The 14026-nt window shown below is 50.8% G+C and carries 11 protein-coding genes; all 11 read right to left on the bottom strand.

Translation table 11 applies throughout. The features are described 5' to 3' along the window. Nucleotides 1-73: 73 nt before the first annotated feature. Complete coding sequence (locus ACFPOF_RS00650; RefSeq protein ID WP_378128599.1) at nucleotides 74-1459, bottom strand: sialate O-acetylesterase; 1386 nt, start codon at nucleotides 1457-1459, stop codon at nucleotides 74-76. Nucleotides 1460-1480: 21 nt separating this feature from the next. After that, nucleotides 1481-2311, bottom strand: a complete 831-nt coding sequence (locus ACFPOF_RS00645) for a carbohydrate ABC transporter permease (RefSeq protein ID WP_378128597.1) — start codon at nucleotides 2309-2311, stop codon at nucleotides 1481-1483. A gap of 3 nt (nucleotides 2312-2314) precedes the next feature. Beyond that, nucleotides 2315-3226, bottom strand: a complete 912-nt coding sequence (locus ACFPOF_RS00640) for a carbohydrate ABC transporter permease (RefSeq protein WP_378128595.1) — start codon at nucleotides 3224-3226, stop codon at nucleotides 2315-2317. A gap of 68 nt (nucleotides 3227-3294) precedes the next feature. Next, the gene (locus tag ACFPOF_RS00635) at nucleotides 3295-4725 is read right to left on the bottom strand and encodes an ABC transporter substrate-binding protein (protein ID WP_378128593.1); all 1431 of its coding nucleotides are present in this window, start codon (nucleotides 4723-4725) and stop codon (nucleotides 3295-3297) included. Between the two features lie 111 nt (nucleotides 4726-4836). Continuing rightward, entirely contained in the window at nucleotides 4837-7545 is a 2709-nt protein-coding gene (locus ACFPOF_RS00630; protein WP_378128591.1) for a sensor histidine kinase, read from the bottom strand. Then, a complete protein-coding gene (locus ACFPOF_RS00625) occupies nucleotides 7542-8888 on the bottom strand; it encodes a response regulator transcription factor (protein WP_378128589.1) in 1347 nt (448 codons plus the stop codon). The genes ACFPOF_RS00630 and ACFPOF_RS00625 overlap by 4 nt, the downstream gene beginning before the upstream one ends. Nucleotides 8889-9033: 145 nt before the next feature. Then, nucleotides 9034-9819, bottom strand: coding sequence for an MBL fold metallo-hydrolase (locus tag ACFPOF_RS00620; RefSeq protein WP_378128587.1), 786 nt, complete (start codon nucleotides 9817-9819; stop codon nucleotides 9034-9036). Beyond that, nucleotides 9819-10595, bottom strand: coding sequence for an SDR family NAD(P)-dependent oxidoreductase (locus tag ACFPOF_RS00615; protein ID WP_378128585.1), 777 nt, complete (start codon nucleotides 10593-10595; stop codon nucleotides 9819-9821). The genes ACFPOF_RS00620 and ACFPOF_RS00615 overlap by 1 nt, the downstream gene beginning before the upstream one ends. Nucleotides 10596-10627: 32 nt before the next feature. Further along, the gene (locus ACFPOF_RS00610; RefSeq protein WP_378128583.1) at nucleotides 10628-12313 is read right to left on the bottom strand and encodes a DUF6259 domain-containing protein; all 1686 of its coding nucleotides are present in this window, start codon (nucleotides 12311-12313) and stop codon (nucleotides 10628-10630) included. Between the two features lie 232 nt (nucleotides 12314-12545). Next, on the bottom strand, nucleotides 12546-12860 hold the full coding sequence (locus ACFPOF_RS00605; RefSeq protein ID WP_378128582.1) for a cupin domain-containing protein: 315 nt from the start codon (nucleotides 12858-12860) through the stop codon (nucleotides 12546-12548). A 152-nt stretch (nucleotides 12861-13012) separates the two neighbouring features. Then, nucleotides 13013-13963 (bottom strand): ribose-phosphate diphosphokinase, encoded by a 951-nt coding sequence (locus ACFPOF_RS00600; RefSeq protein ID WP_378128580.1) that lies wholly within the window; start codon nucleotides 13961-13963, stop codon nucleotides 13013-13015. Nucleotides 13964-14026 lie beyond the last annotated feature (63 nt).

The following is a 14026-nucleotide window of genomic DNA, read 5'->3' as shown; positions in this document are numbered from 1 at the left end:
TTTCTCTTCTTCCTCTCCGTAATGAACTACACAGCTCCCGACGCTTGTGTCAGCGAACGTGTCTCGTATCCCCTCAATCCACTGCCTCGCAGACTACGCCGTAAAACGCAAGAATCGGCATGCCGGTAGTCGTGTCGATCGGAAGCATAAAAGCCGGGTTAGCTTCGGACGCTCCATGAATCCGCACATCCCTGCCAACGATCCGATCCAGCGATAATGAGATAACGTCTTTACTTTCGACTTTCCATTCGAGGACAGCGGCTTCTCCCACGCCGTCTTCCGCCCGGAAGACGGCAGCCTGCGGATCGGTCGCGCTAAGATTGCCCTGTACGTTGCCGAATCGAAGCCATACGGTCGAACGACCTTCGGCAGTCGGCGCTTTAAGCTCGGCCCGAATGAGATCCGGCGCTTGATAGCGGAACGGCTTTCCGTACACTTCGGCTAATGCCATCTTAGCCAAGCGTTCGCCGATGATTCTGTTGCCGTAAGTCCCGTTATGAATTTGATCCGATAACGCGCAATCAAGCGATGACGTCACATAGACGCGCTCGATCTCCCGGGCCGCTCTTCGCTGCATTTCGCGTACCGTTCCCCATGAACGGTTCTCCTCCGGATATCCGGTAAACGACGTTCGATTTAATTGCACGGTCAAGAAAGGAAGATCGTCTTGCCCCAAGTCGTTCCGACATTGAACGACCAGTTGATTGAAACGGTCCAGGTAGGTGTCGGGCTCCGAGGAATTGCAGTCGTTATACCAATACCACGCCGCATCCGATTCTCCCTGGTACCATAAAATGCCCTTCGCTTTCCCTACGACTTGCCGTATCGTCTCCAGCATCTCCCGATAAAGACAACCGTTTTCATTCGGATTCCACAGCTGCAGCCAGGTAGCTCCTACCGCGGTTTGCAGCAATCCGATCGGATGCCTTACTTCCTTCTTGACCTCCTTGGCAAAGGACAAGTAAGGGGAATGCCCGCAATCGTCGCGCAGCGGATGCGTCGCGATATCCCACTGCCGATTGTTTCTGAATACGTGAATGCCAAGCTCTGCGGCATCCGCATAATTGCCTACACCGGTTCCTTGAGCGTTGCTCTGTCCGGCAATGACCCAAATGTCGCCCACGCCGACATGATGAACCGTCTCCCCGCGAACTGCCCACGGTTCCGGCGAGTCCTTCTTGCACAGATAGAGTTCTATCCGATACAGGCCCCCCGCCGGAACTCGTTCGACTTCCACCATCCAGATCCGTTCCGACAACCTTTCGCTCTTGTCGGACAGCGCAACAGTCGTGCCGGTCTCTTCAAGAATGACGCGAACCTTTACCTCCATCCGGGACGAGTCGAAAGCCTCCTCCGTCTCGCATACGACCTCCAATGCGAGGGAAGCGTATCCGTCGATTTGCTGAACGATCGCCCAATGCTGTATGCCTTTCGTTATCCAGAGCTTTGCCGATTTCACTGTTCTTCCTCCGTTCCAGCCTTAAGATTTCACCGCTCCCGTCATAATGCCGCTGATCAGGAAGCGCTGTCCCAACAGGAAAACAATCAAAATCGGCAAAACGAAAATGACCAACGCCGCCTCTTGAACCTGGAACAAACTGACTTGGGGAGCCGACGGCATTGTATATCCGACTTGCATCAGCTGAGTAGCCAGCGGGTACTGCCTTTCCTGCAAGAACATGAACGGACCCAAGTAATCGGCGCCCCAGCTTGCATTAAAAGCCATGATGGCCGCCGTGGCGATCACCGGCATCGAGACCGGCATATAGATGCGATAGATAATGCGGTAGGTCGAGCATCCGTCGATCCGGGCGGCTTCGTCCAACTCTTTCGGAATATTCATAAAAAACTGCCGGTACAGAAAAATGATGAACGGACTTCCGCCTAGCGCCCCGATAATCCAAGGCCAGTAAGTGCCAAGCAGCCCGTATTCGTGAAAGAGCACAAATTGCGGAATCTGGGTTACTGTCGCCGGAATCATCATCGTGGACAATATGATCATGAACAGAACGCCTTTGAATTTCGCCCTTAGCCGCGCAAAAGCAAACGCCGAGAAAAAACTGGTGAAAATCGGAATGCCGACGGAAATAAGAGCGAGAATACATGAATTCTTGAAATGCCTCCAGAAAGGCTGAAGCGTGAACGCAAGATGATAGTTTTCCAACGTCGGGCGTTTCGGAAACCAGGTAACTCCCGTCAAGAGAGGCTGAAGCGAATTGGCTACCATCCAGTACAGCGGGAAAGCGAAAATGAAGGCGAGAAGCAGCAGGATCGCATATAGGAAAATACGAGTTGTGATGTTGGGAAGCAACGCTTAGCCTCCTTTGCGTGTATCGGATTCATAATGAACCCATAACCGGCTCGTACCGAAGATGATGAGCGTTAGCAGGATCGTGATGATAAATAGTACCCACAGCAACGCCAGGCCATAGGCATACCGCTGAAACATGAAAATCTGCTGGAAAGTATGGACCAAATACAAGTAAATGGGGCGGATCGGAACTCCCATCAATCCGCTGCTCGACGACAGCAAAGTCGTCTGGGCAAATATTTGCAGAGAACCTATAATACCGAAAACAAGATTAAAGAAAATAACAGGCGTCATCAGAGGAATGGTGATGCGCCGGAATCGATGCAGCGTCCCTGCCCCGTCGATGGCCGCCGCCTCGTAAAGCTCCGCCGATATGCCCTTCAAACCTGCCAAGTAGATAATGACTCCACCGCCGCATCCCCAACACAACAGAATGAGCAGCGAAAGCGTGGCATGATCATAGCCAAGCCAGTTGATCGGTTCAAAACCGACGAAATTCAGAAAGCTATTCAGTATGCCATTGTCCGCGAATATATATTTCCACATCAATCCGACCGCCGTGATCGGCAGTATAGCCGGCAAATAATATAAAGAACGATAAAAACTAATGCCCTTAAACTTCTGATTTAAGAGATTGGCAATCAGAAATCCGATCACCGTGCTGAATATCACGTTTAACGAACCGACATAAAAGGAGCGTCCCAACGAATACATCGCATCGTTATCCGAGAATACGTTTCGGTAGTTTCGCAGCCCCACGCCTCTGACATGATCGAAGTTAAAGCCGGCGAAATTAGTAAAGCTCAAATAGAATCCGTATACCAAAGGGATAAGCGACATAAAAACGAATACTACGATCCAAGGCAGCGTCAGAATATAAAACTCTTTATTCTCTCTCCGCTCTATCTTTCCCATGAGGCTAACCTCCTTCCTTTATATGAAGGGTGGAAGCGATTAAATCGCCTCCACCCCTTAATAGATTATTATTTGGCACCGACGATATCTTTGTTTTCTTGAATTTGAATATTGACTTCCTTCGTCACTTTCTCGATCGCCCCATCCAATGTATCTTTACCGAAATACACAGGAGTCATATACTTGTCGAGTATCGTCCCTAACGACATTGCCGACATATAGGGGTTATAAGGAAGCGTCGTCAAGTTCTTAAGATCGTCAACAATAATACTGTGCGTCTGCTTGTCGAAATTCGTTTCCTGCGGGAGAAGCTCGATCCTCGACTTAAAGCCCGGCACTCCCCAGCCGCCTTTCGCCCTGTCTTCGGCAGGTTTCGCACCATAGAACCATTCGAACACGGTCCAAGCTTCATTCGGATGTTTGGTTCCGCTGTAAATAATGCCGCCGGTGCCGCTGCGGGTTGCCTCGACCCGCTTGCCTCCCTCCATAATCGGGGCGGGCAGCATCACGAAATCGTCCAGGTGGTTTTTCGTAAGCTCGTTCGTTCTCAGCATGCCGCTGAACCAATATCCAACAATCATCATGCCCAATTTATCCTGCGAGAACAGGTCGATAAAGTTCAGCGCTTCGGTATGGAGCGCGCTCGGACCGACCGGCGCTTGGACCGCATCGATCCAATACTGCATCACTTTTTTCGCTTCCGGGGTATCTAGTACAATGCTGCTGTTATCCGCGGAATACAAGGATTGCCCCAGGGAAGCCAACTGCGCCAGCATCAGATCCTGATTCATGGCGACTCCGCCGCCCAATGGATCATATAAACCCCATTGTTCCACTTTTTCCCCATTCTTCTTCGTTAGCTTCTTGGCATATTCCATAACCTGTTCCCAGGTTAGAGACTGCTTATCGCTTGGGATGGGGATTCCGGCTTCCTCAAACAATTTTTTATTAATGAACAGGTTGAAGTCGGGCGCCCAATCTTTAGGAAAACCGTAAATATCGCCTTGACCCGATACTTTTCCATCCCAACGGAATATGTTCGTAGCGTCAAGAAGGTCGTCTTGCTTGAAGATTTCGCTCTTGTCGAAGTATGGCTGCAAATCCAGCGCCAACCCTCTGCTTGCGTAGAAGGGAAATTCACTGGCACCGAATAAACGGAAGATATCCGGTGTTATCTCGGATTTCGCGGCGATCTGACTCATCAATTTATTGAAATCGGAATCGACTCGCTCCACATGAATATTCGGATGGGCAGCCTCGAACTCTGCGATCTGTTCATCAAAGATCTCTCCAATTGCCAGATTGATGCGGATGGTTACTTTCTCTCCGTTGCCGGAATCTTCGCTGCTCGCGGCGGGAGAAGTCTGGCCTGCATCGGAAGCGCCCGACGAAGGCGAAGCGGCATTGCCCTTGCCGCCATTGTTGCCGCTGCATCCGGCAAGGACTAAAGCTAATACTAAAGAAAGCGCTGTCAATTGGAATAACCACTTCTTGGACACCGTTGAATCCCCCTGTTGGTTGAGTTTGGATTGCGGCCGCGTTTTACATCTCAAATTTAACAAGGAACGGTTCCGCTCTCAATGCTACAAAATACAGATACCGATATCGAATTATTCAGATGATCGGGGGATAAACAACCTGACGCGCGTGCCTTCGAACAATTCGCTGTCGATGTCCATTCGAGCTTGGCCGTGATAAATAAACAGCAAGCGAAAATAAACGTTGTTCAGCCCAAGCCCGCCTCCTTTGCCTCCAATAACGGAATGCGGCTTGCCGAGTTCCTCGGACACGTCCAGATGCCATTGTTCCTTTAACGATAATAACCGCTGCGGATCGATCCCCACTCCGTTGTCCGTTACCGATAGGGTCACATACTGTTCATCCGCGGACGCTTCGATCACGATTTTTCCTTCTCTAATGGAATGGAGAACGCCATGGGAAATGGCGTTTTCCACCAAGGGCTGCAAAATGAATTTAAGTACCCGGCTGGATAGCGCTTCTTCGGAAATTTTCCATTCTACCGTGAATTTATCTTTGAAGCGAAAGGCTTGGATCGCAATGTAATTGCGCGTATGTTGAATCTCTTCGGTCAAGGATACGAAGTTGCCGTCCCGGCTAATGCTGTAATGAAACAGATCGGCGAGCGCATAGATCATGACCCCCACCACTTCGTCGCCCGACTGCTTGGACCGCATTCCGATGCTCTGCAAGGTGTTGTACAGGAAATGAGGATTAATTTGCAACTGCAGCATCTTCAATTCCGCCTGGGTTTTCAGAGATAGCAGCATCTGCTGGTTCATTCTGCTTTGGCTGTTCTCTTCCGCGATCCGCATGTTCTCATCCATCAGCCGGTTAATTTGATCCAGCATTCCGTTGAAGCTGTCGACCAGATCGCTGATCTCATCGCTGCCTTTGGCAACGACTCTACGCTGCATCCTCCCGTCCGAAACCGGCAGTTCCATCGCCGTCTTCAAGTGCTCGATCGAGCGGATCAACCACCTCGTCAACCCCAGAATAAGCAGCATCGCAATCGCGATACTGGAGAATACCACAATCAGATAACGGTCGAATAACTCCTTCGTCAGATCGGAGCTAATCTGTTTAATGACCCCCGTCAACCGGTTCGTTGCATCGTTCCGAAGAACAACTCCCCCTTTCGGGTCGATCTCCAGGTATAAGCCGCTGCTCTGCGGGAGAATCGATTGAAAGGCGGATTGATTCAGGACGATTTGAATAATCCCGATCGGCTTCGCACCCGGATCCGCAGTGTCGATTACCCTCTTGATCATAGATAATGTCGGCTGGTTATACAGGTCCTTCATATTGGAAACCCAGATGGCATTCTCGGATTGTTCGAGTTTTTTTCTGGCTGCGTTCTCCAATGAATAAGGGTTGAAAAACTCGGAGCCTTGGTTGGAATACATTGGCGTTCCCAACAGATTATAAAGAACGAAGTAAGAGATATCGTTAATTCCCGGATATTGTAGAAATGAAATATCCGGAAGCTGTTTCGAATTGGAATTGACCGGAATCGGGCTTGCGAGCAAACCTGCGAACGTCTGATTCACCGTCAGTTTATTGATCAAATCTTCATAAATTACGGTCTGCCGATGAACATTCAAGCTTGTTTGCTCTGTCAATTGTTTCACATAAGACTTCATCTGCAATTCCGCAAAGTGGTGAATATACTGGTAATAAGCGATTCCGGAAGAGATCGCCGGGGCGCCAACCGATAGAAAAAACAGAACAAATAACTTCTTCCTTAAGGACAATGACGGCAAAATCCCATTGTTCACTTTATCGTTGGGGAGAAATTGCAGAGGAAGCAGCAAGTGCTGCTTTTTCATCCGATGCGATAGCTTGCGAAACGGCAAAATGAGATAGTGGGAATACACCGTCGTGACGATAAAAGTGCCGACCGATGCCAGTACAAAAAACAAAATGTACTTCTTAATAAAAGCTTCTTTATTCTCGACCAGGTACGCGTCTTTCCTCACGGACATTTCCAGTTGGATTCCGGAGGGATTGATGGCTCGCGCGTAATGAACAAGATCGTTGCCCGAGAGCGACTGCGTTTGATCCAGGACCTTCTTGTTGCCGTCCAGCAGCTTAAAGGAGGTAAATGAATCTTCGTGCACCAGATACCGAAGCAAATGGGGTTTCATGACCATGACGACGATGAAGGACTTCGGTCTGACGTCGAGTACTCCGCTGGTAAGTACGATATGTCCTTCCAAACTCTCGGCGAACTTGCGAACGCCGGCCTTTTCTTCCGGATTCATCGCCGAAGACGCAGTAATGCTGCCAGTCAATTCTCCCGGAGAAAAAACGACGGGACGATGGTGGTAATACTGCAATGCCGGCAACAGTCCCGAAGTCCCCAGGTCGGCTATATTCGGGATATATTCGCCTTGCGGACGTTCACCTTCGGCATGCAACACGATATTTTCCTGGAACGGAAAATTACCGAGAATATAGATCGAATCGATTAAATCTTCCGATAACCGAATTTGATCCAAAATCGTATTCACTTTGCCGGTTTTTTGCGCCTTCACGGCTGGATCTTCAAATCCGAGGTACGATTGGACGTAATCTCCGAGCTCATTGGACTGCAGGTAGCTCAGCATGGCGTTCATTTGGCTCAGGAAGGTCGTAACGTTCACGCTGACGGCATCCAGCAACTTCTCCTGCGAAGCTTCCTCAATCCCCCGATCGATTTTGCCCGCGCCGATAATCCCCATCGTCAACAATAAGAGCTGAGCGCATAACGATAACCCTACCGCCGATACAACGATACGTTTCCGATGCGTCCAATTCATGGCATTCCCAGCCGGGAGCGAAATTCATGGGGCGTGTTGCCTGTATGCTTGCGAAACAAATCAATGAAGTAGGCAGGCGTAGAGTACCCTACCATCTCGGATATTTCATACACTTTGTAAGAAGAATGCTGAAGAAGCTTGATCGCTTGCCGCATCCGACAGTCGGTTAAATAGTGAATATAATTAGTCCCCGTTACTTTGCGGAATAACGAGCTTAAATAATTCGCATTAAAATGGAGATGTTCCGCTACGTCCTGAAGCGTGATCGACCGTTCGTAGTTTTGATCAATATACCGTTTGACCGATTCGATAATGGCTTGGGCCGACTCCTCCTTGAGCGAAGTTTCCGGTCCCCGGCGCATCGAGTCGTTCTTAACCACTTCAGGCTGCGCCAGAAGAATCCGTTCCGCAATCGTAATTTGCTTCTGTGGGTTTGCGGTTAGAGACTGGTCGATCGTCCGGCAGGATAACCAGATTTGCGAAGCTTGGGCCACAACCGGACCAATGCCGGTCGATAGGGTCGACAGGATCAAGCCCCGGATGCGGTGAAAGCTTTCTGTAATCGCCGCCGCTTTCTCCGCTAGCATCGAAGGCTCCTCCCCAGGTCTCTTCAGAAGTTGCGAATTTGTGCAAAGTAAATAACACTTTCCCGTGCCAGAATCTATCCAATGGTAACCGTGAGATTCGCTGTCCCAGACTTCCGTGAAAATATTGTCCAGCGCAAACATAATTAAATCCCATTCGCGGTGCGAATAGTAATTCTCCTGCTCAAGTTTACGGTCAAGACGCATGATCATGACAGCATACCGCTCGCTTTCCAGCGTCATTTCTCCTTCTGAGCAGCCTTCCTCGATTTCATCCGGCGACAAGCTTTGAAACAGCATCTTTTGCATAAATCGCTGCCTCAGGAAATAAGCCGAGAGCTTCGCCTTCCGTTCCAGAGCCGTGTTTCTAACCTCGACAAGGCGCATCTCGTCCAATTCTTTTGTGATTCTCCTAAACGTCTGTTGAATGTCGCCATCGTTAACGGGCTTCAGCAAAAAGTCGGACACCCCTGATCGAATGCCTTGTTTGGCATAGGAAAAGTCATCGTGTCCGGTCAAAATGACCGTCTTAATGTAAGGGTACCTCCGGGCGACCTGTTGGATTAATTCCAGACCATCCATGAACGGCATTCGAATATCGGTCAGCAGGATATCCACGATTTCAACTTGAATACGCTGGTAAGCGATCAACCCATTCTCGCAGCAGCCTACGATTTGAATCCCCATCGACTCCCAATCCAGCGCTTCCAAGCCTTGGCGGATCTCGCTCTCATCGTCCACGATCAGCAGCTTATACATCGCAATCACTCCAAATCGTCGTCTGAATATATCCAAAGGCGGCGCCTCTCATAGGAAGCATCCGCCTTATGTTTCATGATTGCGCTTACAGAAATTTATTATAGTACGTGAATCATTGATTTGTCTTGGTATCAAAAATCCATTTCTATGCAGAAAAACTAGCGCCTTGATGGAGCACAGGCACTTCTACCTTGCACGTCAAACTCAGTTCCCGGACATAGTCGGCAAATTGCTGCGGGTCGGCATCGTTCTCCGCGAACATCCCGAAATGCATCGGAATCGCTCGTTTGGCTTCGGCCGTCTGTACCAGCAATGATGCGTCATACGCGTTCATATTGCCCCACTGACCATTGATCGGAACGAACGCCGCATCGGGACGAAGTCCGCGAACGGCATTCGCAACCTCTTCGGTCCATTCCGTATCGCCTGCTATATAGAGAGACAAACTCCGCCATTCCAGCACATACCCCACAGAATCATACGTACTGTCGTTACCGGAAGGATGATGGGCGGGAACGGCTGTGATCCGGACTCCGCCTATTGATTGCATCTGGCCGCGGTCCAGTTCTAGATACCGTTTTTCTGGAAGCCCCATCTCCCGATAATGACGCAAGCACGAAGACGGTCCGGCAATTCTCATGCCAGCCGATACTGCGCATTCGATCGTCTCGGGATCGAAATGGTCGGCGTGGTCATGCGTAATCGCCACAATATCGCCTGCAATCTCATCGGGAGACGACAACCGCAGGCAGATCCGGGTCAAACCAAGCTCGCGCTCGACTGCGTCGGACAGGTACGGATCGATCCAGATCGTTGCATCCCTTCCGAAGCGGAACACGAAGGAGCCTTGGCCCAGCCACATCCAGCGACAGTCGTCAGCCTCCGATTCAGCGGCGAGCCAGTCTTTGAGAGGACGAGTCGTTCCTTCCATCAAATGATCACCCGACTGGACAATCCGCCGTCTACCGTCAAGGCGGAACCGGTAATGTACGAAGCCTTGTCGCTAGCCAGAAAAACGACGCTGTTACCGATTTCCATCGGATCGGCAATACGCCGAAGCGGAATGTTGACCGCCATCTTGCCCATCCGATCCTCTTTTTCCTCATCCGTCAAATGCGCCATCTCCATATCCAGGCCTTTATTGCGCGTCCAACCGGGCAGCACGGCGTTCACCCGGATCCCGAATGGCGCATATTCTACGGCCATACTTCGGGTCATAGCCACTATGCCGCCTTTGGCAGCTGCATACGCGCCGAAATGGGCCGCGGAAAGCACGGAATGAATGGAAGAAATGTTGACGATGCTCCCTTGGTTACGCGCCATCATATGGGGCAGCACCTTTTTGCTCATCAGAAAATGTCCGCGCAGGTCCGTTGCTATGAACCGATCCCATTCATCGACCGAAACATCGATAATCGGTTTATAGAAATGGGTACCCACATTGTTAACCAGCACATCAATCGCGCCCCACATCTTCAAAGCCTCTTCAACCGTTCTGTCGGCGTCGCTTTCAACTGCGACATCCATCGGAACGTAAAGGCACGAGGCGCCATGCCCTAAGAGCGCTTGAGCCAGTCGGCTCCCTTCTTGCTCATCCCGATCCGCGATGACGACCCGCGCTTTCTCGCGAACGAAGCAGTTCACGATGCCTCTCCCTATGCTGGCCGCTCCGCCCGTTACCAAGACGACTTTGTTTTCCAGACTCATGACGATTCCTCCCTTCTCCCTTGTATGAGGTTTTATACGAAAGGCATTGGCCGCCAAGTGTTGGCCCTTTCGAATAAATCCCGCACCGCCTCATTCGGCTCGGTCAAATCGGTTGCCGGCCGATCGTTCAGCGTCATGCTCGGAATACCGCCCAGTTTCTCGTGAACGCGGATTCGAAGCTCCGATGCTTCATCGTGACCGTCGTTATTGCAGTATGCAATCAATTTGGTATGCCCCCGGTACAAAATATCGCAAACGCGGTAAGCATACTTTTCCAGTCCGGGTACGCTTTCACGATGGCTCTTGAACAGATGGAGCTGAGTGACGGCCTGATGCCGCATCGTCACTTCGTTTAACCCTTCTCCCCCGATAATCAGTCCCGGCCGAAGGCGAAGCAGATCGGAGAGAAGAAGCTGAATTCCCCGAATCGTCGTTCTCCCTTCCACCATGGAATTGAAAATGTTCGGAAGACCGTTCGTCTGATCCAGAAATACGCAGTCCGCGTCTTCTTCCTGCAAAATCCTCATGACCCGTTTCGTGATTTCGTTTCTCCAACGGGTTAATCCCGTGTGCGTATAGGAGAGCAGAACATCCTGCTCCGCATAACGTTCCAGCATCGGATGCTGAGGGCAGGTAGAGAAGCTGTTGTTGTCCGTGCCGGTATACCAAGCCATCAAGGCCATCGACTCCGCATCCCTGTATTGATAATCGCTGAACAATCGGAACAGCGGATGATTGGCCGATATGCTGAACACGTTGAAATGAAGCATCGTATGAAAGCCCAACTCTTTCGCTCTTCGCAAGAAAGGGCGCACGTCATCGTTAACTTCATAATTCGGATAATTTCGGTCATAGCCGTCCGTCCGCCAACCAGGAAAATGAATCAATGTTTTACTCGGATCGATTCTGGAAGCGATCGCATCCAATAGGCTGATATCGTTGTGGCACCAGGACAGCGCATACGTAATACTCTCCAGCCAGGAGGCTCTCTGTTCCCTGATATCCCGCAGCTTCCACGTGCGCTCCAGCCAGTCCGCGTAACGCTCCGCGCCTGCAAGCCAACCGTTAGGAGAAACTGAAAGCTTCCATGTATGGCCTCCGGCTTCTTTCTTGTCGTAAAAAGGAGCATTGTTTTCCGTTTCCAGACCAAGCCGTACGCTCTTCGTCTCCCGATCGAGATGCAGCGCCTTGTACCGATCTTCGGTATCCTCCGTCCATGCGTAGAAACAGATTCCCTCCTTGTTCTCGGCAAAAATAATGCCCGCCTCCCAGACATAGGGCCATGGCAAGCGTTCTTTCCGCAAGTATGGACAGTCTTGGCCGATACGCACTCCTTGGAAAGTAGGGATGATCAGTTCCGTATCGGCGATTAATCCGCCTAGATTCAGCCGCAGCGCTTTGAACCCCAGACGAGTCGTTACCGCGCAAGGAGTGACCCATATGTCCTCGTCATGCGTTTCCACCCGGATGTTGGCCTGTCCGGCCAAGCCATCCCATACCAGATCGACCGCCTGGTCGGTCAATTGTTCGGCCCTCGTCTCCCGGGAGCAATAGGTTTCTTCTTTATCATTGGCGTAGAGGAACGTCAGCAATGGAAGAGACTCCGCAAGCCATTCCTTGCCGTTGGCACGGAGAGAGACGATGCGGTCTCTTTCGATCTTCATAGTCAGCCGCGGTGTTTCGGCAATGACGGTTTCCCCGTCGATTCGGATAGGCAACGCGTTCACCTCACGATAGAATTTCCCGTTGCAGAACGGATCCCGCAACCTTAGCTGTAGTATAAATACGAGGCGCGCTTCTTGTCTTTATTCGCATGAGTCAACCTTTTACTCTTTGCGGACATTACAAGAGCATCTCCGGGCAACACGAAAACAGGCTTCGACCGGCAAAGTTCACCGCGGACGGAAGCCTGTTTTCGGACCATGCATATCTTCATTGCGTCATTGCCAGCTAGATCATCAAGTCTTCACGTAATGGCGTAAACGTCTCCAACAGAAGCGTATCCTCTAACGCCAATACGGAATGGAGAACGTTGCCCGGCACATGGACTTGTTCTCCTGCCGAGACTCGTACCGTTTGACCACCGATCGTCATCTGTATGGCACCCTGGACGACATAACCCAATTGTTCGTGCGGATGCGCATGCTCCGGCCCGATTCCGCCTTTCTCATATTCTACAAGCATGCTCATCATATGCAGTCCCGGTTGAAATACTTTGCGGCGAATCCGTTTATTCACGCGCTCCCACTCATTATACTTCTTCATTTCAAGCCTCCCATGCGATTTCATCTCCTAAATGCTATCCGATTGGACCGTGTTAGATCAATTCCGTTTTTTTCACTTATTTAAACGCAAAAAACCGCGATAATCTGCCGTATCAGGCATATCATCGCGGTAAGTCTGTTATTCTTTTCCCATTAAATTCCTGCGTTCTTGAACAGCGTGCTGATCGAGCCGCCTTCCATGATAATACGGGTCGCTTCAGCCAGCATCGGAGCGACGCTGATCACCTTAAAGCGCGAGGAGTGGTCGTTCGGCAGCGAGATAGAGTCGGTTACGACAACTTCCCGAATGCTCGGATGGTCAAGCCGCTGCAGAGCCGGACCGGAGAACAGCGGATGCGTTGCGCAGACGAACGGGTCTTCCGCGCCACGTTCCTTCAAACCTTCCACGACGTTCACGATCGTCGTGCCGGTGTCGATCATGTCTTCGATAATGATCGGCGTACAGCCCTCGACATCCCCGATGACGTGAGTGATGACCGATTCGTTGTGCGCTGGACGTTTCTTAATCATGATTGCAAACGAGCAGTCGAGCTGGTTGGCCAGCTTCTCCGCGGTCGACGCTCGTCCTGCATCAGGAGACACGACAACCGGATTGCGGATGTTCTTGGATTTCAAATAATCGCTGATGAGATCGAGAGCGGTCAAATGATCGACCGGGATGTTGAAGAAACCTTGGATAGCCGGGGCATGAAGATCAATCGTCACGATTCGATTCGCACCGACCGTCGTCAAGACGTCGGCGACGAGCTTCGCGGAGATCGGCTCACGAGGCGCTGCTTTACGTTCTTGGCGCGCGTAGCCGTAGTACGGAAGAACGATGTTGACCGTTCTGGCGGACGCCCGCTTGGCTGCGTCGATCATGACCAGCAACTCGACAAAGTGGTCATTGACTGGATGAGATAGCGACTGGACAAGGAAAACGTCGCAGTTACGGATCGTTTCCTCATAGTGAACGTACACTTCACCGCTTTTGAAACGGGAAAGCTTGATTTTCCCTAACGGCAACCCGAGATTTTCCGCAATTTTGCCTGCTAGTGCCGGATTGGATGATCCCGAAAAAATACGTAGCTTGCTGCTGTACATGTGCCCCTCCAAATTTAGCTTCAACACTGTCCGTGTCGAATACCGTCAGTCAACCTGCATTCC

This window comes from Cohnella soli (assembly GCF_042655525.1).
Classification (GTDB): domain Bacteria; phylum Bacillota; class Bacilli; order Paenibacillales; family Paenibacillaceae; genus Cohnella; species Cohnella soli.
The sequence above is the reverse complement of the archived record's forward strand: the minus strand, read 5'-3'. Positions and strand labels throughout refer to the sequence as shown.